Source organism: Pseudomonas sp. 3A(2025), assembly GCF_054589175.1.
This window is the reverse complement of record NZ_BAAILM010000048.1, coordinates 117,827-139,669: the sequence shown is the minus strand read 5'-3', so window position 1 is coordinate 139,669 and position 21,843 is coordinate 117,827. Positions and strand designations below refer to the sequence as shown.

The window sequence follows — 21,843 nt, the reverse complement described above, 5'->3', positions numbered from 1 at the left end:
GAAGATGGCCAATGGTCTGCCCCAGCGCCGCGTCCACCGCCGGGTGCAGCGGCTGGCCATTGAGCGGCCGCCGCTGCACGGCGATCCGTAACGGCCCCGGCTCGCGTTGAGCCTGCTGCAAAAAAGCCGTTGCTGGCGCGGCAATCTGAAAAGGATCACCGCACGCGGCGCCGTGTACGGCATCCAGTAACCGCGCACTGTCACGCACCGAGCGCGTCAACACGCCGTGCACCGCCAGCCCGCTCCAGACCTCATCGACCTCCGGTCCCATCGGCAGCCGCCCGCGACTGGGTTTAAGACCGAACAGTCCACAAACCGACGCCGGCACCCGGATCGAGCCGCCGCCATCGGTGGCATGCGCGATGGGCACCATGCCGGCCGCCACTGCCGCTGCCGAGCCGCCACTGGAGCCGCCAGCGCTGCGCTCAACGTCCCATGGGTTGCGGGTCGGTCCGCATAAACGGCTTTCGGTGGTGGTGCTGGCGGCAAACTCCGGCGTGGTGGTTCTGCCCAGCGGCAACAAGCCGGCCAGCCGCAGGCGGTTCATCAGTTCCGAATCGGCCTGCGCTATGCAACCCAGCGCCAGCGCGCTGCCCAGTTCATTGCGCCGTCCGGCGGCCGTAATGCCCAGGTCCTTGACCAGCAGCGGTACACCCTGCAAAACGCCAGGCCCCGCAGCGGGCTCATCGGCCCAGGTTTCGACCAGCGCATTGATCTGTGGGTCGAGCGCTGCAATTGCCTGCAAGGCCGCAGTACGCACCTCCTGCGCAGTGACCTGCTTGTCCTGAATCAGTTGCGCCAGCCCGGTGGCATCGTGTGTGGCGTATTCGTACATCACCCGCGTCAGCGTCGACGCCATTGCCGCGCTGGCGGCGTCGACCAAAATGACCGTGTACCGCCATTTCGAAAACAAGGATTCGCTGATCCTGGAATGGCTGGAGCGGCTGGCCGAAAGCTACAGCGATGTGCTCGATCAACTGGCTGCCGAGCACTCCGACTCGCCGCGTCAGCAACTGCTGGGCTTTGCCGATTTCATCGCACAAGACCTGCAGCGTGCGGGCTATCGCGGCTGCCCGTTCACCAACACCCTGGCCGAACTGCCGGAAGCCGATCACCCGGCGCGGGCGCTGATTCAGGCGCACAAGCAACGCCAGTTTGCCCGGCTGACGGCGCTGTGCGTTCAGTCAGGTGTCAGCGAACCGGAGCTGGTGGCGCAAGAGCTGACCTTGTTGCTGGAAGGCGCTCAGGTGGTGGCGCAGAACAAGGGGATCGAGCAAGTCGGTGAGCAGTTGAGCCGGATGGTACGGCGGCGGTTTGAAGCCATGCCGTAGCTGGCGGACGCGCTCGATGCCCTTCCCGCACTAACGCATGAAATACCGTGACCGTTGCCATTTTCGCAATAAAGCGCTTTTCATCCGCGCATTTGTAGCCGCTTCGTTCATGGACAAGCCGGTAAATTAGACCTCAATGGTCCCACAGAGCGACCGACAACAAAACCTAAAGGGCACCTCTAAAAACTACCTGCGTTGTCATCGCTGCGTTAAAAACAGGCTCAGAATGCTCATTTACAACCCGTAAAGTCGAACGCGACTCCGACCGTTCCTCGCCTGTTTTTGCCTTGCGCTGACTGCCTCGCCTACGTTTTTAGAGGCACCCTAAAGCTCGCCTCAGAAAACTGCCAACCATTCGGAGTCTTTGCATGAACATAGTGCGCACCACAGCTTTCAAACTCGCGAGCCTGGCCCTGTTGATCGGTGGCGCTACCCAGGCCATGGCCGAGGACATCACGTTCGTTTCCCAGGGCGGTGCCTATCAGGAGGCACAGAGCAAGGCGATTCTTGAGCCGGCCGCCAAAAAGCTCGGCCTGACGCTCAAGCAGGACAGTTCACCGAAGGCCTACCCGATCATCAAGACCCAGGTCGAGAGCGGCAAGGTCACCTGGGACGTGGTCGACCTGCCCACCGGCGATTGCATCCGTGGCCAGGCCGAAGGTCTGTTCGAGAAGCTCGACCTGGCGCTGATTCCCAATGCCGCGCAGATCCCTGACAACCTCAAGGACGAATACAGCGTCGGCTACATCAGTTACTCCACGGTCATGGCGTATCGCACGGACGCCTTCAAAGGCGACAACGTGCCCAAAACCTGGGCCGACTTCTGGGACACCAAAAAGTATCCGGGCCAGCGCTCGCTGCGCAACTTGCCGCGCCCGACCCTGGAAATCGCATTGCTGGCGGACGGCGTGCCGCTGGACAAGCTCTACCCGCTGGACGTCGAGCGTGCGTTCAAGAAGCTTGAACAGATCAAACCCGACATCGCCACCTGGTGGACCTCCGGCGGGCAGTCGGCGCAGCTGATCAGCGACGGCGAAGTGGACATGATTCAGGCATGGAACGGCCGTATCACGGCGGTGCAGGCCGCCGGCGCGCCAGTGGCCTTCGATTACAACCAGGGCGTGCTCGAAACCAACTCACTGTGCGTACTCAAGGGTTCCCCGCATAAAGTGGCGGCGATGAAGTTCGTCAACGAAGCCATCGATGCCAGACTCCAGGCGGCACTGCCGATGATCATCGACTACGGCCCGCTGAATCCCGAGGCCTTCAAGACCGGCGTGATCCCGGCCGAGCGCGAGGCAAAGCTGCCGTCCTCTCCCGAGAACATCGCGCGCCAGGCCCTGCTCTCGGCGCAATGGTGGGCATCGCAAGAAGGCGTCAAGGCCGAAGAACGCTGGCTGGCCTTCGTGCAGAAAAAGTAACGGCCGCTTATCGCTGCGCCGCAGGCCAGACGCCTCGGCGCAGGACATGCCGTCTGCCTCCCCGAATTCGACATAAAGCACTTCGGCACCGGCCAATTCCACCCGCTTCGTTCGTTGCCATCCCGGTACATTAGGCCTGAGGGTCCCGCAGAGTGACCTGTGCAGATCACTCGCGCTTGCCTTAAGTACCTGCCCACCCTTGGGAGTTCTTCACCTATGTCAAACGCCTATCTCGCCAAATCCATGCCCGACTCCAGCAACCCGCGTCAGCCGCCGTTGACCAGCGAACACGCGCTGGCGCGTGAAGAGCGCAAGGAACACACCTCGATGCTGTTGCTGCTCACCCCCGCGCTGGTCATGGTGGTGGTGCTGTTGATCATGCCGTTGTGCTGGCTGGCCTTGCAGTCGGTACAGACCGAGGAAGGTTTTTCCCTGGCCAACTACATCAGGATTTTCCAGGAAACCATCTATTGGGACACCTTCGCCCTGACCTTCAAGATCAGCTTCATGGTGACCGTCCTGTCGATCCTGATGGGCTTCCCCATCGCCTACGCCGCTTCGCGCCTGCACGGTTTCTGGGCCAACCTGATTCTGATCTGCGTGATCCTGCCGTTCTGGACCAGCGTGCTGGTACGGGCCTATGCCTGGCTGGTGTTGTTGCAACGCCGCGGTCTGGTCAATCAGACGCTGATGGACCTGGGCATCATCGACCAGCCCCTGACGCTGATGCACAACACCACCGGCACCGTGATCGGCACCTTGCACGTGATGCTGCCCTTCATGGTCCTGCCGCTGTATTCGGTGATGAAAAAGATTCCCCAGGACCTCATGCAAGCCTCGGAAAGCCTCGGCGCCAAACCCTTCTACACCTTCCGCCGGGTGTTTTTGCCAATGGCTGCACCGGGGATCATGGCCGGTTCCATCCTGGTCTTCGTCATCTGCCTGGGCTTCTTTATCACCCCAGAGCTGCTCGGTGGCGGTCGCACCATCCTGGTGTCGATGCTGGTGCAACGCAACGTTGAGCTGTATCACGCCTGGGGCGCGGCCAGTGCGGTCGGGCTGGTGCTGCTGTTCGTGGTGTTCCTGATTTTCTGGGGCATCAACCGCTTCATTCCCATCGAACGTATTCTGGGAGCTCGCTAAATGAACCTGTTTGCCATCCTGCGTCACCTGCGTCTGTCCCATGTGCTGTTCACCGTGCTGGTCGCATTGATCCTGCTGTACCTGATCATTCCGGTGTTGATCGTGGTGCCGATGTCGTTTTCCGAAGCACGCTTTCTGCAATTTCCGCCCAAGCAATGGTCCTTCCATTGGTACGAAGCGTTCTTCAATAGCACGGAGTGGATGTCTGCGGCGCGAGTCAGCCTGATCACGGCCTTTTTCACCATGGCGATCAGCCTGCCGATCGGTATGGCGGCGGCCTACGCCATCAACAACTCAAGCTTGAAGGTGGTGCGCACGCTGCAGATCATTCTGCTGTTGCCGATGATGGTGCCGATCATCCTGATTGCCGCCGGTGTGTTCTTCGTCTATGCACGGGTCGGCCTGATCAGCACGCTGACCGGGCTGGTGCTGGCGCACATCATGCTCGCGCTGCCCTACGTGATCATCGCGCTGCTGGCCGGCTTGCGTAACTTCGACATGTCGCAGGAAATGGTCGCGCGCAGCCTGGGCATGAATCGCTTCCGGGCGTTCATGGCCGTGACCCTGCCGCAGATCAAACCGAGCGTGGTGTCGGCCACGCTGTTTGCCTTCATCACCTCGCTGGATGAAACCGTGGTGGCGCTGTTCATTTCCGGTGGCGACAACCAGACCCTGACCAAACGCATGTTCACCGCGCTGCGTGACGAGATCGATCCGACCATTGCCGCCATCAGCTCGATCCTGATCCTGGCCTCACTGATCCTGGTGGTGATCGCCGGGCGCAACAAGCAGTAAACCCTTAGCGCCGTAACGCCTTTGCCCGCCCATGCGGGCAAAGTCGTTCAAGGGGCTGGCTCCAGCCCAGCACAGCCTGCCGTCACGCGCCGCAATTCAGCATCTATCACCCGTGCGCAGGCTTATCTCGGCATCGGCCACTGGACCGGGCTTTTTACAATGGGCTCATCGTTCGCACCCTCAAGGCCCTGATCATGTTGAAAAACCAACTGCGTGACCCTTCCCTGCTTGTCGAACGCGCCTACGTCAACGGCGCCTGGATCGAAGCCGATGACGGCGCGACGATCGAGGTGACCAACCCCGCTGATGGCAGCGTGATTGCCCGGGTCCCGGCGCTGCAGGCCGCTGAAACCCGCCGCGCGATCGAGGCTGCGCAAGTGCGTTTCACCACCTGGCGCGAAGTGCCCGCCGCCGAACGCGCGCGCTATCTCGAAGTCTGGTTTGGCCTGATCATGGAAAACCAGGAAGACCTGGCGCTGATCATGACCTGCGAGCAAGGCAAGCCGCTGACCGAGTCGCGTGGTGAAATCGCCTACGGCGCCAGTTTCGTCAAGTGGTTTGCCGAGGAAGCCCGGCGCATCTATGGCGACACGATCCCTTCGCCTGCAACGGACCGGCGCATTCTGGTGCTCAAGCAACCCATCGGCGTGGTCGCGGCGATCACCCCCTGGAACTTCCCGAACGCCATGATCACCCGCAAATGCGCCCCCGCACTGGCGGCCGGTTGCACGGTGCTGGTCAAGCCGTCGGAGATGACCCCGCTGTCTGCCCTCGCGCTGGCGGTACTGGCCGAGCGCGCGGGCATCCCGGCCGGCGTGTTCAACGTGCTGACCGGCCTGCCTGCCGGGGTCGGCGGCGAAATGACCGCCAACCCCGATGTACGCAAGCTGTCGTTTACCGGTTCCACCCGCGTCGGGCAGGTGCTGATGAGCCAATGCGCCGCCACCATCAAGCGCTTGAGCCTGGAGCTGGGCGGCAATGCGCCGTTCATTGTCTTCGACGACGCCGATCTTGACCTGGCCATCGCGGGCGTCATGCAAAGCAAATTCCGCAACGCCGGCCAGACCTGCGTCTGCGCCAACCGCATTCTGGTGCAGGACGGCATTTACGACCGTTTCGCCGAGCGTCTGAGTGCGGCCGTGGCCGAGCTGAAAGTCGGCGACGGCCTGCAAAGCGGCGTCACCATCGGCCCGCTGATCAATGCCGCTGCCGTGGAAAAAGTTGCACGCCACATCAATGACGCCCTGGACAAAGGCGCAAGCATCGCCATCGGTGGCGCGCCTCAAGGCGAGGGGCTGTATGTACAGCCGACCGTGCTGCGCGATGCCAGCGCCGACATGCTGCTGGCCACCGAAGAAACTTTCGGCCCGGTCGCGCCGCTGTTCCGCTTCAAGGATGAGGCCGAAGCACTGACCCTGGCCAACGCCACGCCCTACGGGCTTGGCGCGTATTACTTCACCCAGGACATACGCCGCGCCTGGCGCGTGGGTGAGCGCCTGGAGTTCGGCATGGTCGGGCTGAACACCGGGATCATCTCGATGGAAGTGGCGCCCTTCGGCGGCATGAAGCAATCGGGCACCGGCCGCGAAGGGTCCAAATATGGCCTGGACGAGTTTCTTGAAGTCAAAGCCTGGCACATCGGCGGCCTGGGCTGATCGGCCAGACGAAACAGGGCTGCCGGACAGCAGATCCTGTTGGTCCGGCACTGCAAAACGGCACGAATCAGACCTGCGCCTGTGATCAGATAACCCACAGGCTTATTTGGGCAATCCCTGGTTCTACAGAGGACGACGCTTCATGAATTTCACTGAAGGTTTTGAATCGGTCAGCGTTAACAAGGTGTGCAAGCACTACGGCAACCTCAAGGCTTTGAACAACGTCGACCTCAAGGTCGAAGCCGGGGAATTCATGTCGTTGCTGGGCCCGTCCGGCTCGGGCAAAACTACCTTGCTGAGCATTCTGGGTGGTTTTATCCGGGTCAGCTCCGGCAGCATTTTATTCGGCGAGCGCGACGTCACGCTGATGCCGCCGCACAAGCGCGAAATCGGCGTGGTGTTTCAGAACTACGCGCTGTTCCCGCACATGACCGTCGGCGAAAACGTGGCCTTTCCGTTGCGTGCCCGTGGCGAAAGCGCCAGCAAAAGCCGCGACCGGGTCAAGAGCGCTCTGGCGACCGTGGAACTGTCCGGCTATGAAGACCGCAACATCGCGGCACTGTCTGGCGGGCAGCGCCAGCGCGTGGCCCTGGCCCGCGCCATCGTCTTCGAACCCAAGCTGATCCTGATGGACGAGCCACTGTCGGCCCTGGACAAGCAACTGCGCGAAATCATGCAGATCGAGCTGCGCGCCCTGCACAAGCGCCTGGGCGCCACCATGATCTACGTGACCCACGATCAGCGCGAAGCCCTGACCATGAGTGACCGCATCGCAATCATGCGCGGCGGCCAGTTGGTGCAGGTCGATACACCGCGCCGTCTGCACGATCACCCGGCCGACGATTTCGTCGCCAGTTTCATCGGCGAGAGTACCCTGGTGCCGCTGCAACGCAGTTCGAACAACGGCCTCTCTCTGGGCGCCACGCCCCTGCGCACCACCCGCCCGGTACCTGCCTCGGGCGATGTCTTCCTGGCCCTGCAATCGGAAAAGCTACTGCTGGACAACGACAGTTCGGGACCGGAATGGAATCGTCTGCGTGGTCGCGTGGCCGACATCGTTTTCCAGGGCGAAAGCCTGAAGGTGTTCGTCGACCTCGAGGGCGGGCCGACGGTCAGCCTGCGTCAACCCAGCCACCACGAAGGCAACCTCAGCCTGCCCCCGATTGGTTCGCCCATGATGATGCGCCTGCACCCGGAAGACACCATCGTCGTACCTCGCGCTGGGGTGTGATTGCGCCGATTCACAACCCATCGGCCCGTTGCGACACGGGCCGATGTCGTTTTCGGGCAAGCACACACCTTGGCGCCCTGCGCAGCGAAATATTTCGTCATACCCCTGCAAAACAGTCGATCAAAGCGTCCGATGCCCCAAGTTCAGCGCTTGTGATTCCGGGCAGTCCTTATCCTGATGACATCACCCGCCACCTTCGGCGTTCACGGAGATCGAGATGAATTCTGCACTGACTGAGAACCAACGCCTGCTGGCCCTGCGCGAACAACACGTACCGCGCGGTATCGCCACCGCTCACCCGGTCGTCGCGGCACGCGCCCAGGGCGCCGAGCTATGGGATGTCGATGGCAAGCGCTACCTGGATTTTGTCGGTGGCATCGGCGTGCTCAATGTCGGCCACAACCATCCCAAGGTGGTCGAGGCCGTGCGCCGGCAGGTCGGTGAGATTTCCCACGCCAGCTTCCAGGTGGTGGCCTATGAGAACTACATTCAGGTGGCGGCCCGCCTGAACAAACTGGTCGGCGGCGACGCCCACTACAAAAGCGTGCTGTTCACCTCCGGTGCCGAAGCGGTCGAAAACGCGGTCAAGATCGCCCGTGGCTATACCAACCGCACGGCCGTAATTTCCTTTCGTGGCGGTTTCCACGGCCGTACCCTGCTCGGCGTGACCCTGACGGGCATGAGCCAGCCCTATAAACAGAACTTCGGTCCCTTCCCCGCCGAGATCTATCACGCCACCTACCCCAACGCTTATCGGGGCATCAGCAGCGACGACGCTCTGGCCCAGCTGGACGAGCTGTTCGCCACCGACGTGGCGCCGGACCGTGTCGCCGCAATCATCATCGAGCCGGTCCAGGGCGATGGCGGCTTCCTCGCAGCGCCCAAGGAATTTCTGCAGGCCCTGCGGGCTCGCTGCACCGAGCACGGCATCGTGCTGATCCTCGACGAAATCCAGGCCGGTTTCGGCCGTACCGGCACCATGTTCGGGTTTCAGCATGCCGACATTCAGCCTGACCTGGTGACCGTCGCCAAGAGCCTGGCCGGTGGTATGCCGTTGTCTGGCGTGGTCGGTCGCGCCGAGATCATGGATGCGCCGACGCCGGGTGGCCTGGGCGGCACGTATGGTGGCAACGCCGTCGCGTGTGCGGCGGCGCTGGCCGTGCTCGACCTGTTTGAACAGCAGGATCTGCTGGCTCAGGGCGAGGCACTGGCGGCGCAACTGCAAGAGGGCTTGCTGGTCCTGCAGAAACGTTACCCAAGAATCGGCGACGTACGTGGCCTGGGTTTCATGCAGGCAATCGAAATAGTCGCCGACGATGCCGCTCACAGCCCCGATGCAGCCCTGGCGCAAAAGGTCATCGATGAAGCCCGGCACGCCGGTTTGCTGGTGATCAAGTGCGGCGTGCATCGCAACGTGGTGCGTTTCCTGGCGCCATTGGTGACCACGCCGGCGCAAGTGGCAGAAGCCTTGCAAATGCTCGAAAAAGCGTTGGCTGCAGCCTGCTGAACGCAGTGACGGTAACACCCGGCTCGACCTGCCCCGTCCGCGTCGAGCCTTGGGTTGAATCATCATGGAATCGGCATGGACCTACTCAGGAGCACGTCATGAGAGTCACCCATTACAAGGCCTTGGGCCTGTCGTTCGGCACATTGGTTGACCGCGAACGGGGCATTCTGGAAGGCCTGCGACCGCTGGCAGTGCAAAGTGAATCCCGTACCAGCGACGCACAGTTGCTCAGCGCTTACCGACAGGTGGCGCAGGAGCTTGCAGGCCGCGCTGCGCAGATCAGTGCAGCGGCGTTTCACGGCCAGTTGTACCAGCGTGTGGCGCAACAATTGCAAATCATTCCAGGCTGGGATGAAAGTGTGGCATTCAGTAGCTCTTCGTCGCTGTGGCCCATTTTCGAAGATGCCCCCGGTGCCCTTCAGTACCTGGGCAAGTTCTACCGTTTGATACTGATCGCCCCACCCCAGGGTATCGATGTACTGGCCCTGACCCGTCGTCTGCCGGTCGAATTCGATGCCGTTGTCGAACCCAGCGACGAGGACTGGCACAACAGTCTGGAAAGCGAGCTGCATCGCCTGGGGCTGGAGCGTTCGGAATTGTTACCGGTGCGCAGCACGGAAAGCGATGACCCGTGGAATGAGCGGGTGGACTTTCCGGTCTGCACACTGCGCCGCGGCCATGAGCAGCCGTGGAACCATTCGCCTCAGGCAATGGACGGCAAGCGCTGTGAATACGCCAGCCTCGCTGACCTGGCCCATGCCCATCAAAAGGCATTGCACGCCTGAGCACGACGGCCCTGATTTGACATTGCGAGGACTGATCCATGGACGCTGCAACCAAGCTCGACCGAATCGACATCAACATCCTGGTTCAATTGCAGAAAGACGGGCGCATGACCAATGTCAGCCTTGCCGAAGCGGTAGGGTTGTCGCCCAGCCCGTGCCTGCAACGCGTCAAACGCCTGGAATCCGCCGGCTATATCAGCGGCTATGAAGCCCACGTCAATCTGGCCAAGTTCGCCAATTCGGTCACGGTATTCACCGAAATGACCCTCTCGGACCACAAGCGTGCCGACTTCGTGAAATTCGAATCGAGCATCCGCAACATCGACGAAGTGCTGGAGTGTCACTTGATCAGTGGCGGCTATGACTATCTGGTGCGCTTTTTGTGCAGCAGCATTCAGCACTATCAGGAGCTGATGGAGTCGATTCTCGACAAGAACATCGGCATCGAAAAGTACTTCAGCTACATCGTGATCAAATCGCCCGTGGTCAAGAGCACTGTGCCCTTGCGCAGTCTGGTTCGGGCAATATAAAACAAGACCTGTCGCCCAATGGCGGCAGGTCAGAGCAGCATCTTACGAAAAAATGCAGAACACCTTGCGCACGGTCTCTTCGCTGGTCCACGCATTGGTGGCGCCCTTGGGCACGATCACCGTTTCTCCCGCCTGCACACAATAGCTATCGCCTTGCTCGGCCTGCAGCGTCACCGAGCCTTCCAGAATAAACATGAGCTCGGTGTAATTCGGCTCGACCTGTTTGCGCGCGTACGCCTCGCATTGCCACAACCCGATGCGCAGGTTGGCGACACTGAACAGGGTTTCGCTCCAGGCTCTCGGCGTGGCGGTCAACAGCACACTGGCCGCCGGCGGATTGGTCGGCGCCAGCGACTGCGACAGGTCGATGCTGACCGGGCTTGCGGGCATGCTGCCTGAAAGCCCCGGAAACGCCATGAACAGTCGACGCAACTGGCCGTGATGTTGCCAGCGCACATGGGCCCCACGCGGCACGATGAAACAGTCCCCAGCGGTCAGGTGCAGATCGAAACCCTTGCCCTGCACATGCAATTCGCCAGCTTCGATCACGCTCAGTTCAACCCAGGGAAACGCCTCGATCAGCAGGTTCGCGCCCGTGCTGACACTGCTGCCGGCGGCATAGCCTTGCACAGGGTCATGAAGATTGATGACCCGTCCCGTCGCCAGCGGGTCGTCCGGCAGCGCGAAGGGCGCACAGGGCAACTGGCTATCGGTGTGGGGTTGGGGGTAATGCACAATGGTTGACATGGTCTTAATGCTCGCTCATCGGCCGATGATGTCCAGAAATTGCTGCCAGCCCGCCGCCAGGCGAACGCCCGGCGCCCGGAAGGCATGCAGCGGAATGGGATTGAAATGCTCGCCCGCCAGCAAGCCGAGTTCGACCTTCTCGCCCGCCGTCATGGCTGCCAGTTGCCGGCCCATCCACGTCGACATCGCCACCCCGCCGCCGTTGTAGCCGATGGCGTAATAGCTGCGCTCATCGAGCTGCCCGGCGTGGGGAAGGTAATCGAGGGTCATCGCCACCAGTCCCGACCAGCGATAAGCAATGGCCTGGTCACGCAGCACCGGGAACACCTCGACCATGCTGCGCTGCAAAGCGTCGAATGCGGCTTGTGAATCGCCTTTGCCGAAAGCGCCGCGCCCACCAAAAATCAGCCGATCGCCGATGACGCGAAACCAGCGCAACATGCGCTTGGTATCGCCACACACCTGCCCGCCCGGCATGATCGCCGCAAGGATGTGCGCAGGCAGTGGCTGCGTGGCGATGATTGCGCTACGGAACGGAATCAAGCGTCGATGCAGCGTATCGGTGGCTCGGGTCTGGTCGGAATAACCGTTGGTGGCGTAGATCACTTGCCGGGCGCTGACCCGCCCTTGCGGCGTCTGCACGATCACCCGGTCACCTTCGCGGCGCACCTGCCCGGCCGGGCTGTTGATGAAGATTTTCACGCCACGATCAACCAGGTGGCGAGCCATGCCGCGCGCGTAGTTCAAGGGATGGATGCCACCGGCTTTGGGGGTCAGCAGGCCGCCGGCAAAAATCGTCGAGCCGGTCATTTCTCGTACCTGATCGGCGGAGATTATCTGCGACGAAGTGCCGCCGGTTTCACGCTTGATCCAGCTCGCGGTGGACTCCAGCGCGCCCAGCGCATGAACATTGTGCGCCGCCGCGATATGCCCACCCATGTGCAGCTCGGCGCCGCTCAGGCTCAGCGTGTCGACCATCTCCACCAGGCTGTCGACGGCGGAATAACCGGTGCGGTACATGTGCAACGCGGTATCACGGCCAAAACGCGCCATGAGCGTGGGGAAACCGACCCGAAACTTGGGTGACACCACGCCACCGTTACGTCCGCTGGCGCCCCAGGCCAGGGTATTGGCCTCGACGATGATCGGCTCGCGACCACTGTTGGCAATGTGATGGGCTGCCGAAAGACCGGTGTAACCGGCACCGATGATCACCACGTCGCACTGCTGTTCGCCTTCCAGCGATTGCAGCGCGGGCGCCGGTTGGGCGGTGGCCGCCCATAAACTCTGAACAGTCATGCCAGCCTCTCGACTCAATAGGTATTGGCGCCCGCGCCAGGGCCCGAGCGCCGAGGGGATCAGCCCAGCTCTTTCTCGACGGCGTCAGCCAGTTGTGCCAGCGAGGTGAAGTGGTAATGCGGCTCGGTGCGTTCCGATTCCAGCGTGCCACCGGTGCCTTTCTGGGCAAAGCGACGCTCGATCCAGCAGGTCTGATAGCCCAGGCGCATGGCCACGCCAATGTCGTGGTACTGGCTTTGAGCAACGTGCAGGATGTTTTCGAACAGGATGTCCTGGGTGGCCAGCACCCCTCGGGTGTAGGCAAAAAACTGCGGGTCTGGCTTCTCGAAGCGCACGTCGTCGACGGTGACGCGTACGTCGAACGGCTGGTCGAGGGTTTCGGCCATGTAGTTCAGGGCCCAGATCTGCGAGTTGGTGGTGGCCACCAGCTTGAAGTGCTTGCGCAGGCGCTTGAGAGCTTCGACCGAATCAGGGAACGCCGGGAAGTTCTTCACCGCCTGCGCCAGCCCCTTGGCATAGTCGTCGTTGTCCGGCAGCCCCAGTTTGGCGGCGATGACGTGATAGCAACGCTCCAGGTCATCCGGCCACCAGCCGGACTCGGTGGAGGCGCGGGCCTCGCGATAGGCCTTGAGAATGTCGTCGTCGCTGCAGGCCTTGCCCGCTTCACCCGCGACTTCGCGTACATGGGCCAGGATTCCGGCTTCGAAATCGATCAGGGTACCGACAACGTCAAACGTCAGGGCTTTGAACTGCTTGAAGGACATAGGGCGCTCCGCAAGAAAAGTCATAAGGGTGAAACTGACTGGACAGGCCCATTATCTGCCCGCCTTCTCGCGCAATATTCTGTTTTGCCCTACCCCAGAGGCATAACCTACTGTTTTTTTACTCGACGTGCCGCACCTGTGCTCAATGGGTCGATTGCAGGGTGGCAAGCAACCGCAGATCGGGGTAGAGCGCGTCGATTCTGAGCATGTCCTCGCGCATTTCTTCGATGATCCAGTCGCGCACGCTTTCGACGACCGGGCGTACCGGACGATTGGCCGGTACGACCAGGCAACACCGTCGTGAATGGACCCGAAGGGTGTCCGTCGCCGGCACCAGTTCACCCTTGCACAGCGAGTTCGACACCACGTTCAACCACCCCAGCGCCATGCCCTGGCCCAGCAATGCCGCCTGCACCACCACGGCATAATCGGAGAACACCAGCGCATTGTCGGCGCGCCCCGGTGTTTCGAAATCAGCGGCCCAGGCACGGTCCTGATTGTCCATGCTGATCAGCGTCGGCACTTGATGTTTACCCTTGCCGCGCACGACATCGGCCAGGTACTGGGCGTTGCACACCGGCAGGGTTATTTCCGGAATAACCAGTGTATCCGTGGCTTTTAGGCTGCCGGCTTCCAGATAGCGCATGCCCAGATCGACGTCCACCAAGGGGCCGCCGATCCTGCCGGACATCAACTGATAACGCATGTCGACGGTGGGAAATCGCTGGCTGAAACGACTCATGCGCGGCATCAGCCAGTGGGTGGTGAACGCGGTGGATACCGACAGCGTCACCGTCTCGATGCCCGTCGCGCGGGCTTCGATTTCACTGATGGCCGATTCGATGGTGCTGAAGCCTTCCTGCACTCGGCGATACAGAATGCTGCCGCTTTCGGTCAGTCGCGCCCCGCCGCGAACACGCTCGAAAAGCTGCACGCCGAGGTGTTCTTCAAGACGCGACAACATGCGACTCACGGCCGGCTGGCTGACACACAGCTCATCCGCCGCCCGGGTGAAGCTGCCACACCGGGCGGCTGCTTCGAAGACGAACAAAGAGCTGGAACTGGGAAGCTTGCGACGTAGATTAGACATGACCTGAGTTTATGCCTGGCACAACTATTAGTAAATTGTCCCGATCAAAATACCCCGCCTATTCTGGTGAGCGTCCGCGTAAGGCGACCCACGAATATTCAGCGCTGGACTTCTCCCCTCACGAGACTTTCCTTTTCTATGAAAAACAACCTGAAGTTTTATATCGATGGCCATTGGGTCGAGCCTCACAGCGTTGATCGCCTGCCTGTGATCAACCCTGCCACCGAACAGGCATTCAGCGAAATTGCCATGGGTGACCTGCACGATGTCGAGTCCGCCGTCATGGCCGCGCGACGCGCGTTTCCAGGGTTCTCAAGCACGTCACCGGCGCAGCGCAAGCAACTGCTGCAACGGGTTCTTGAGGTGTTCATGGCGCGCTACGATGAAATCGCCGAGGCCATCGTTCAGGAAGTCGGCGCACCCAAAGCCTTGTCCCATGCCTGGCAAGCCGGGATCGGCAAGCGTCACCTGGAGCAACTGCTGCGCACACTCGACACTTTCGAGTTCCAGAAAACCCGTGGCACCACGCTGATTACCCAGGAGGCAGTGGGCGTGGTGGCGCTGATTACCCCCTGGAACTGGCCGATCAATCAGATCGTCTGCAAGGTCGCGCCAGCCCTGGCCGCCGGTTGCAGCATGATTCTCAAACCGAGTGAAATCGCGCCCATCAATGCCTTGCTGTTTGCCGAGGTCATGCACGAGGCCGGCGTGCCGGCGGGCGTATTCAACCTGATCAATGGCGATGGCCCTACGGTCGGCGCCGCACTGTCGGCACATCCGCAGGTAGACATGGTTTCGTTTACCGGCTCGACCCGCGCCGGTACGGAAATCGCGCGCCTGGCAGCGCCCACGGTCAAGCGTGTGCATCAGGAACTGGGCGGTAAATCGGCCAACATTCTGCTCGACGATGTCGACCTGCAAGCAGCCGTGACCAGCGGCGTCGACAGCTGCTTTGGCAATAGCGGCCAGTCCTGCAATGCGCCGACGCGCATGCTGGTGCCCGCCGCGCTGCACGATCAGGCCGTGGACATCGCCCGCCGCGCCGCGCAAAAACACATCGTCGGCGCCCCGGATGCAGCCGCCACGACCCTGGGGCCGGTGATCAGCCAGCGTCAGTTCGACAGTATCCAGCGGATGATTGCCATCGGCATCGATGAAGGCGCGCAACTTGTGTGCGGCGGACCAGGGCGCCCTGCTCATCTGCCCCAAGGCTATTACGTGCAGCCGACGATCTTTGCCCGTGTCACCCAGGACATGACCATCGCCCGCGAGGAAATTTTCGGTCCGGTGCTGGTCATCCAGGCCTACGAAGATGAAGCGCAAGCCGTCAGCATGGCCAACGACAGCGTGTTTGGCCTGGCGGCCTACGTGCAATCGGCAGACCGGGCGCGCGCCCGCAACATAGCCCTGCAAATGCGTGCCGGCAGCGTCTATATCAACTATCCGGATTGGGATTCCGGTGCGCCATTTGGCGGCTACAAGCAATCGGGCAATGGCCGCGAATACGCCGAATGGGGGCTGGAGGCATTTCTGGAAGTGAAAGGCATTGTCGGCTGGGGGGCTTGAGGCCCCCGTCCTCTACAGTTGAGGCGCCACCTCGACCACACGCCCCGACACTTTCGCCCCGGCCTTGATCAGATCGGCCATTCGTTCGGCGATCATCAAGGTGGGAACGTTGGTGTTGGCGCAGGGAATCGACGGCATCAGCGAAGCGTCACACACACGCAACCCTTTAACACCGATCACCCGACCGTCGCCTGTAGTCACCGCCAGTGGATCGTCGGCGCGCCCCATGCGGCAGGTGCCTGACGGGTGCCAGGTGCCACCGACATTGCGCTGCACGAACGCGGTCAGCGCCTGGTCATCGGCGAGCAGTTTTTTCAGGGTGACGCCTTGGGTCACCAGGCCATGAATCAGCAAACCGCGCAACGGCCCGGCGATATCCAGCAGCAGGCTCAAGGCACCGCGCTGCAAGGCATTGATCGTGCCCGGCATCGCGACTCTGGCCACTCGGGGTGAGTAGCTCGATGCAAAGACCACGCTGCACTCGCGGTTCAAGGCTTGCGCCGATAAGGTCTGGGCACCGAAACGTAATGCCTGCTTCAGCCGCTCCAGGTCACGGCCATCGCTGAGCATCTCGAAGCGCACTTGCGGTTCGTCATGCGGGTCGCTGGAGGTCAGGCGCAGGCGCCCTCGGGAACAGGATTTGTTGACCCAGAAAAACATCGTGCCCAATCGATACCCAAGCGAATGCCAGCCCGACCTGGAAAGGATTGCACCGTGCATATCACAAGGCACCGTGTCGGCCAGCCCGGAGGAAAAACGCACAATGGCCTGTTCATGGTGCTCGTCGGGAAACGCCGTGCGGCCTTTGCGCTTGAGCAGTGCAGACACCGCAATCGAAGGGTGTTCCATCAGGTTGGCGCCCACCCCCGGACGATCGGCCACCGGCACGATGCCCAGCGCCGCCAGATCGTCGGCCGGGCCGATGCCACTGCGCAGCAACACTGCAGGACTGTGGATCGCACCGGCACAGACGATCACCTCACGCGCACTCAAGGACTCGACGAGGCCTTTGGCATTGATGATCCTGGCGCCCTTGGCATGACCGGCCTCGATCAGCACGCGGTCTACCACGCAATGCGTGCGCAGGGTCAGGTTCTTGCGCTGGCGCACCTCATCGGTCAGATAACACACCGATGTTGGGATTCGCTCACCCTGCTCGCTGACGCCAATGGCGCCTACGAACACGCCCTCCTCCCAGAGACCATTCTGGTCGGCCTTGTGCGCCAGGCCACGATCTCCCAGCACCTTCATTACACCTTTGACGAAAGGCGACAGACGCTCCGGGGGCGTACGCCGGATCCTCACCGGGCCGTCGCTGCCATGCAGCACCTTGTCGTGCGGGCCGAAGAAGTCGGTGTCGTTTTCCAGTTTGCGAAAATACGGCAGGCACGTTTGCCAGCTCCAGCCCTCGGCCCCCAGCGCCTGCCATTCGTCATAGTCGGCCGGCGCGCCACGGTTGGTCATCAGCGCGTTGATCGCCGAGCCCCCACCGAGAATCCGCGCCTGCTCATAGCGGCGCGGTGCACCCGCACGATTGCTCATCAACGCCGTCAGGCGCTGCCAGATATTGCCGGTATCCAGATAGGCCCGCCCCGGGTAACGGCTACGTATCTCGGCGGGCATCGTGTGCCTGGAAATATCGCGCCCGGCTTCGATCAGGCACACCTGCTTGTCGGGGTCTTCCGAGAGCCTGGCGGCCAGCGCGCACCCGGCCGATCCACCGCCCAGAATCAAATAATCGATCATGCCGACACCCAGCCTTACTGAACGAACTTGAGCCAGCGATCCTTGGCGGCGATGCCTTCGGCGGAGGCCCACCATTCTTCCGACATCAGCGCTTGCCTGGCCGCGTTGTCCGGCGAGCTTGGTAGTTCTTTGGCCCGCTCGGCGGTGATTTTCCCTGTGTCGAACGCTGCCGGGTTACCCGGACCGTAGTCGATGTAAAGCGGCAGGTTGGCTTGCAGCTCGGGCGATACCGCCTCATTGACGAACTTCACCGCCGTTGCATAGTTAGGGGCGTTTTTCAGGATGCACAGCTGGGTGTTTTGCAGCAGGCCGTCGTTGTAGGTGAAGGCCACGTCCGGATTGCTTTTTTGCACGGCACTGGCGCGGCCATTCCAGATCATCAGCATGTCGACCTCGCCATCAGCGAGCAATTGCGCCGACTGACCACCCGAAGTCCACCACACGGCGATGTCCGGCTTGATCTGCTCAAGACGCTTGTAGGCGCGATCGACATCCAGCGGATAAAGCTTGTCGCGCGGCACGCCATCGGACAGCAGTGCCGCTTCCAGCGTGCTCATCGGGTCGTTACGCAAGGCACGCACGCCGGGAAAGCTCTTCACATCCCAGAATTCGGCCCAGGTCTGCGGCACTTTTTTCAGGTTTTTCTTGTTGTAGCCAATGACCGACGAATAGAACTCGTAAGCCACCGAATACGGGGTGCGGTAGGCCGCCGGCATGCTTTGCACATTGGGCAGCTTGCTCAGGTCCAACGGTTCGATAAGCCCCTCCTTGCCACCACGCAAGCAGTTGGAAGGCGGGGTATCGATCACGTCCCAGACCGGTTTTTTCGCCTCGCCCTGGGCCTTGACCATCGGCCAGGCATCGGGGGCGCTGTCCTGTTTGATGGTGATATTCAGCCGCTTGGCCGCAGGATCCAGAATGGCTTTGGTCTGGGCCTCCTGATAAGTACCGCCTTGGGACACAAAGACGATTTCATCGGCCACAGCGGGCATGGCGCACGCCACCGAAAGGCTCAACAGGGAAATGACGGAACCGAACGCTTGAGCAACAGACAAGGTTTTCATGGCAAATCATCCTGAGCGTAGATTAATTCGGCAGCGTTAAAACCTCGACTGAACACCCTGCACCGCGTGCGTTGCTCAGGTTTGATTTTATTGTTGGACCGAGCGGGACCTTTTGACGTTACAAGAGCGTGATACCCCCGGCAATGCATAAATAGTCAGAGAAGCCATAACCTGAGGGCATGCTATTTTTCGAGGCAATTGCTATTGCAGGACTGGATCCGTTCCCCTTATTAACCCAGGCATAGCCTCAAGGTATTTTTAAGCAGCGCAAACCGGCAAAACTATCACCTCTGCGGTCCGAGCCGGAAAATAGTGCGTAATCTTCCGTTCACAGCCGGTGATACGGGAGATTGTTGCGCGCGAATCGGGCATCGTGTGAACACCTTTTTCCAGCGCCTGCGAGAGCCGCCATGACCCTGCTGTTCAAAGTCGACGATACCCGTGGCGTCGCGTGGAAATCACTGTTCGAGCAGCACGCGCCAGACATAGAGGTGCGCTTGTGGCCGGACCTCGGCGACCCGTCGCAAGTCCGTTATTTCGCCGCCTGGCAACCGCCCCGGCAATTGCATGAACGCTTCCCGAATCTGGAAGTGATCTTCGCCACCTCGGCAGGTGTCGATCAATTCGACCTCGACGAACTACCAGCGCACATCCAGGTGGTGCGCATGCTCGACCCCGGCATCGCTCAAGGCATCGTCGAGTATGCGTGCTGGGCCGTGTTGAGCCTGCACCGACAGATCCCGCTGTACCTGCATCAACAACAGGCCGGGCACTGGCAAGCCCACCTCCTGACCCCGGCAGCGCAACGTCGTATTGGCGTCATGGGCCTGGGCAACCTGGGCGTTGCGGTGCTGCAGAGCTTGCGGGCGTTCAACGTCCAGTTACATGGCTGGGCGCGCTCGCAGAAGCACATCGACGGCGTACACTGCCATGCCGGCGACGACCAGCTCGAACCTTTTCTCAACCAGTGCGACATCCTCATCTGCCTGCTGCCCCTGACCGACGACACCCGCGGCCTGCTGAACGCCAGAACCCTGGCGGCACTGCCAAAAGGTGCCGGCCTGATCAACCTGGGCCGAGGTGGACATCTCAAGGAAGACGACCTGCTTCAAGCGCTGGAATGCGGGCAACTGAGCCACGCCATTCTCGACGTGCTCAACGAAGAACCGCCCTCGCCGGGTCACCCGTTCTGGCAGCACCCGCAGGTCTGGCTGACCCCGCACATTGGCGCTATGACCGCGCCGCACAGCGCTTTTCCGGGGTTACTGGCCAATATCAGGCGGCATCAGGCCGGCGAAGCCATGCATGGTTTGATCAAGCGTGATCATGGCTACTGAAGGAATCTGTTGTCGCCTGTACCCGCAACAGCAGTCTTGATGCGCTCTGCCCGCCCATATGCACGGTGTTGAGTGCGACCCGCTTGTGCTCGGCGTGCCCCTCTGGCTCCCCGCTATTAGGGTTCACATCGAAGTGCGGGAAGTTGCTGCTGGCAATGTCCAGCCTCAGTCGATGCCCCTGCCTGAACAGGTTGCAGGTTGCGAAAGGCTCGATCACGACCTTGAAGCGCTCACCGGGCACCAATGGCTTGGGCGCGCTCCAGCCATCACGGTAGCGGCAGCGAAAGATGCCGTCGGTGATGTTCATGCAATAGCCGTGCGGGTAATCCGCGCTCGGCGGATAGACGTCGACAAGCTTGGCGGTGAAGTCGGTATCGAGCCCGTCGCTCTCAACCCACAACTCGATCTGTACCGGCCCGACCACCAACAGATCGTTGGCCAGCGGTTCGGTTTCAAAACTGAGTACATCGGCGCGCTGGCTGAGCGGTGTGTTATCGCCTTGAGTACCGAAGAAGTCCGCAGACTCACGCTGATCAAACGCACCGCCCACGAATACAGGGGCGCCAGAGGTCAGTGCGCCACCGATAGTGGGCACTGGGTTGTCTGGGTCTGCGCGGTACTGCAACTGGCCGGCAGCCACGTTGCTTGCCTCGGTTTCCAGTGAGCCCTGCGGCGTGAGGTAGAACGCTTGCGTCACGGTTTGCGGCAGCGGCCACTGATTGGCGTCGAGCCAATAGCCGCCGTGGTCGATACGCTGCTGCGCGTTGCGCTGGCCACTGCCGCCGCCCATGACGAAAACCTGCACGCGGTGCTCAGGCGTTGCAGGAGCCGCCTGGTCAAGCAAATGCTGCTCGAACCAACGCAAACGGCAGGTCAGCCAATTGTCGTCGACCTGGCCATCAAAGGCCGCTGAAGGGCCGAATTCGGCATTGCCGCTGTGGGTGATATTGCGGTCACCATGCAGCCAGGGGCCCATGATCAGGCGTTGCGGCGCCTTGCGGTCCTTGGTGAACGCTGCGTAGTTGGCCAGCGTGGAGCTGACATACGCGTCATACCAACTCGACATCAGCAGCACGGGGATATCCGGGATCCGGTCGTAGTAGCCCTCGGCGTAGAGGCCCAGTTGTTGCCAATACTCATCAAACGTTCCGTGCCGCCACTGCTCGAACAGATAGTCTTCGTATTCCGGCGCGTGCTTGAGCGGCGAGTCGCCGGGACGCCAGGGCATGCGCGCGAACCAGCCACGGATATCTTCCAGCTCCAACGCCTGGCGCACGACGGGGTCGGCGCTGGCTGCCGGGCTCTCCTTGGCTTGTTTGTAGGCCCAGGTGGCCTGCTTCAGTTCAAATGCCCCACCTTGACGGATGCCGCACTGGAAAGCGTTGGCGAACCCTCCAGAGTCCAGAACCATCGTCACCAGCCCGGGTGGATCAAGGCAGGCCATGGCCAATTGAGTATGGGCCGCATACGAAAGTCCCATACTGCCGACACGGCCATTGCACCAGGATTGTTCGACCAGCCAACTTAGCGTGTCGTAGCCATCTTCGGCTTCATTGATGTATTTGACGAACTCGCCCTGTGAAGCGTAGCGCCCGCGACAGTCCTGAAATACCGCAATGAACCCACGCGACGTAAAAGCCTCGGCCATGTCCTCGCGGGACAAGTGTCGACCGTCCAGTTGTTTCTCTGAACGGGAAGGTTTGGACTTGTCATACGGCGTGCGTTCTATCACCACAGGCTTTGGCTGGGTAACGTTGTCGGGAAAATAAATATCGGCGGCCAGCCAGATACCGTCCCGCATGGGCACTTCAATGTTTCGAATGATTTGCATA

General features: G+C 61.4%; 19 protein-coding genes. 11 read left to right on the top strand and 8 right to left on the bottom strand.

The features are described from left to right. On the bottom strand, positions 1-835 hold an 835-nt coding region (locus ACYP2A_RS18465), incomplete at its 3' end, for an amidase (protein ID WP_459747129.1). Between ACYP2A_RS18465 and ACYP2A_RS18460 the strand changes: the two genes are divergently transcribed. The 9 genes from ACYP2A_RS18460 (at position 819) to ACYP2A_RS18420 (ending at position 10,398) form a co-directional block, all read left to right on the top strand. Continuing rightward, the gene (locus ACYP2A_RS18460; protein WP_459747128.1) at positions 819-1,331 is read left to right on the top strand and encodes a TetR/AcrR family transcriptional regulator; all 513 of its coding nucleotides are present in this window, start codon (positions 819-821) and stop codon (positions 1,329-1,331) included. The two genes, ACYP2A_RS18465 and ACYP2A_RS18460, sit on opposite strands and share 17 nt — an antisense overlap. A gap of 368 nt (positions 1,332-1,699) precedes the next feature. Continuing rightward, positions 1,700-2,752: an ABC transporter substrate-binding protein gene (locus ACYP2A_RS18455; protein ID WP_459747127.1), complete on the top strand. Its 1,053-nt coding sequence runs from the start codon at positions 1,700-1,702 to the stop codon at positions 2,750-2,752. A 216-nt stretch (positions 2,753-2,968) separates the two neighbouring features. Beyond that, on the top strand, positions 2,969-3,895 hold the full coding sequence (locus ACYP2A_RS18450) for an ABC transporter permease (protein ID WP_459747126.1): 927 nt from the start codon (positions 2,969-2,971) through the stop codon (positions 3,893-3,895). Continuing rightward, positions 3,896-4,690 carry an ABC transporter permease gene (locus ACYP2A_RS18445; protein ID WP_459747125.1) on the top strand — a complete coding sequence of 265 codons (795 nt, stop codon included), beginning with the start codon at positions 3,896-3,898 and terminating at the stop codon, positions 4,688-4,690. 194 nt (positions 4,691-4,884) lie between these two features. Continuing rightward, positions 4,885-6,345: an NAD-dependent succinate-semialdehyde dehydrogenase gene (locus ACYP2A_RS18440; protein WP_459747124.1), complete on the top strand. Its 1,461-nt coding sequence runs from the start codon at positions 4,885-4,887 to the stop codon at positions 6,343-6,345. A gap of 142 nt (positions 6,346-6,487) precedes the next feature. Continuing rightward, entirely contained in the window at positions 6,488-7,576 is a 1,089-nt protein-coding gene (locus ACYP2A_RS18435) for an ABC transporter ATP-binding protein (protein ID WP_459747123.1), read from the top strand. Between the two features lie 217 nt (positions 7,577-7,793). Next, positions 7,794-9,083: a 4-aminobutyrate--2-oxoglutarate transaminase gene (gene gabT, locus ACYP2A_RS18430; RefSeq protein ID WP_459747122.1), complete on the top strand. Its 1,290-nt coding sequence runs from the start codon at positions 7,794-7,796 to the stop codon at positions 9,081-9,083. Positions 9,084-9,181: 98 nt separating this feature from the next. Next, positions 9,182-9,868: an HAD family hydrolase gene (locus ACYP2A_RS18425; protein WP_459747121.1), complete on the top strand. Its 687-nt coding sequence runs from the start codon at positions 9,182-9,184 to the stop codon at positions 9,866-9,868. A 38-nt stretch (positions 9,869-9,906) separates the two neighbouring features. Beyond that, complete coding sequence (locus tag ACYP2A_RS18420) at positions 9,907-10,398, top strand: Lrp/AsnC family transcriptional regulator (RefSeq protein WP_459747120.1); 492 nt, start codon at positions 9,907-9,909, stop codon at positions 10,396-10,398. Positions 10,399-10,440: 42 nt separating this feature from the next. On the opposite strand, the gene ACYP2A_RS18415 is transcribed toward ACYP2A_RS18420, so the two are convergent. The 4 genes from ACYP2A_RS18415 to ACYP2A_RS18400 all read right to left on the bottom strand — a co-directional run bounded on the left by ACYP2A_RS18415 (position 10,441) and on the right by ACYP2A_RS18400 (position 14,298). Further along, complete coding sequence (locus tag ACYP2A_RS18415; protein WP_459747119.1) at positions 10,441-11,145, bottom strand: cupin domain-containing protein; 705 nt, start codon at positions 11,143-11,145, stop codon at positions 10,441-10,443. Positions 11,146-11,160: 15 nt separating this feature from the next. Then, positions 11,161-12,444 carry an NAD(P)/FAD-dependent oxidoreductase gene (locus tag ACYP2A_RS18410; RefSeq protein WP_459747118.1) on the bottom strand — a complete coding sequence of 428 codons (1,284 nt, stop codon included), beginning with the start codon at positions 12,442-12,444 and terminating at the stop codon, positions 11,161-11,163. A 59-nt stretch (positions 12,445-12,503) separates the two neighbouring features. Further along, entirely contained in the window at positions 12,504-13,208 is a 705-nt protein-coding gene (locus tag ACYP2A_RS18405) for an HAD-IA family hydrolase (RefSeq protein ID WP_459747116.1), read from the bottom strand. A gap of 142 nt (positions 13,209-13,350) precedes the next feature. Then, entirely contained in the window at positions 13,351-14,298 is a 948-nt protein-coding gene (locus ACYP2A_RS18400) for a LysR family transcriptional regulator (protein ID WP_459747115.1), read from the bottom strand. A 138-nt stretch (positions 14,299-14,436) separates the two neighbouring features. Here ACYP2A_RS18400 and ACYP2A_RS18395 point away from each other — a divergent pair, with 138 nt between their 5' ends. Beyond that, entirely contained in the window at positions 14,437-15,864 is a 1,428-nt protein-coding gene (locus tag ACYP2A_RS18395) for an aldehyde dehydrogenase family protein (RefSeq protein WP_459747114.1), read from the top strand. 12 nt (positions 15,865-15,876) lie between these two features. On the opposite strand, the gene ACYP2A_RS18390 is transcribed toward ACYP2A_RS18395, so the two are convergent. After that, entirely contained in the window at positions 15,877-17,610 is a 1,734-nt protein-coding gene (locus ACYP2A_RS18390; RefSeq protein WP_459747113.1) for a GMC family oxidoreductase, read from the bottom strand. Positions 17,611-17,624: 14 nt separating this feature from the next. Next, positions 17,625-18,674, bottom strand: coding sequence for an ABC transporter substrate-binding protein (locus ACYP2A_RS18385; RefSeq protein WP_459747112.1), 1,050 nt, complete (start codon positions 18,672-18,674; stop codon positions 17,625-17,627). Between the two features lie 410 nt (positions 18,675-19,084). On the opposite strand from ACYP2A_RS18385, the gene ACYP2A_RS18380 reads away from it, so the two are divergent. Next, positions 19,085-20,011, top strand: a complete 927-nt coding sequence (locus ACYP2A_RS18380) for a 2-hydroxyacid dehydrogenase (protein WP_459747111.1) — start codon at positions 19,085-19,087, stop codon at positions 20,009-20,011. Here ACYP2A_RS18380 and ACYP2A_RS18375 read toward each other — a convergent pair. Further along, entirely contained in the window at positions 19,989-21,842 is a 1,854-nt protein-coding gene (locus ACYP2A_RS18375) for a CocE/NonD family hydrolase (protein WP_459747110.1), read from the bottom strand. The genes ACYP2A_RS18380 and ACYP2A_RS18375 overlap by 23 nt on opposite strands. Position 21,843: the final 1 nt, after the last annotated feature.

Bases quoted from the DNA above. Each gene is read 5' to 3' on its own strand.
- ACYP2A_RS18410 (WP_459747118.1), bottom strand. From the start codon at position 12,444: ATGACTGTTCAGAGTTTATGGGCGGCCACCGCCCAACCGGCGCCCGCG.
- ACYP2A_RS18390 (WP_459747113.1), bottom strand. From the start codon at position 17,610: ATGATCGATTATTTGATTCTGGGCGGTGGATCGGCCGGGTGCGCGCTG.
- ACYP2A_RS18445 (WP_459747125.1), top strand. From the start codon at position 3,896: ATGAACCTGTTTGCCATCCTGCGTCACCTGCGTCTGTCCCATGTGCTG.
- ACYP2A_RS18405 (WP_459747116.1), bottom strand. From the start codon at position 13,208: ATGTCCTTCAAGCAGTTCAAAGCCCTGACGTTTGACGTTGTCGGTACC.
- gabT (WP_459747122.1), top strand. From the start codon at position 7,794: ATGAATTCTGCACTGACTGAGAACCAACGCCTGCTGGCCCTGCGCGAA.
- ACYP2A_RS18450 (WP_459747126.1), top strand. From the start codon at position 2,969: ATGTCAAACGCCTATCTCGCCAAATCCATGCCCGACTCCAGCAACCCG.
- ACYP2A_RS18440 (WP_459747124.1), top strand. From the start codon at position 4,885: ATGTTGAAAAACCAACTGCGTGACCCTTCCCTGCTTGTCGAACGCGCC.
- ACYP2A_RS18400 (WP_459747115.1), bottom strand. From the start codon at position 14,298: ATGTCTAATCTACGTCGCAAGCTTCCCAGTTCCAGCTCTTTGTTCGTC.
- ACYP2A_RS18420 (WP_459747120.1), top strand. From the start codon at position 9,907: ATGGACGCTGCAACCAAGCTCGACCGAATCGACATCAACATCCTGGTT.
- ACYP2A_RS18435 (WP_459747123.1), top strand. From the start codon at position 6,488: ATGAATTTCACTGAAGGTTTTGAATCGGTCAGCGTTAACAAGGTGTGC.
- ACYP2A_RS18380 (WP_459747111.1), top strand. From the start codon at position 19,085: ATGACCCTGCTGTTCAAAGTCGACGATACCCGTGGCGTCGCGTGGAAA.
- ACYP2A_RS18425 (WP_459747121.1), top strand. From the start codon at position 9,182: ATGAGAGTCACCCATTACAAGGCCTTGGGCCTGTCGTTCGGCACATTG.
- ACYP2A_RS18375 (WP_459747110.1), bottom strand. From the start codon at position 21,842: ATGCAAATCATTCGAAACATTGAAGTGCCCATGCGGGACGGTATCTGG.
- ACYP2A_RS18395 (WP_459747114.1), top strand. From the start codon at position 14,437: ATGAAAAACAACCTGAAGTTTTATATCGATGGCCATTGGGTCGAGCCT.
- ACYP2A_RS18455 (WP_459747127.1), top strand. From the start codon at position 1,700: ATGAACATAGTGCGCACCACAGCTTTCAAACTCGCGAGCCTGGCCCTG.
- ACYP2A_RS18385 (WP_459747112.1), bottom strand. From the start codon at position 18,674: ATGAAAACCTTGTCTGTTGCTCAAGCGTTCGGTTCCGTCATTTCCCTG.
- ACYP2A_RS18415 (WP_459747119.1), bottom strand. From the start codon at position 11,145: ATGTCAACCATTGTGCATTACCCCCAACCCCACACCGATAGCCAGTTG.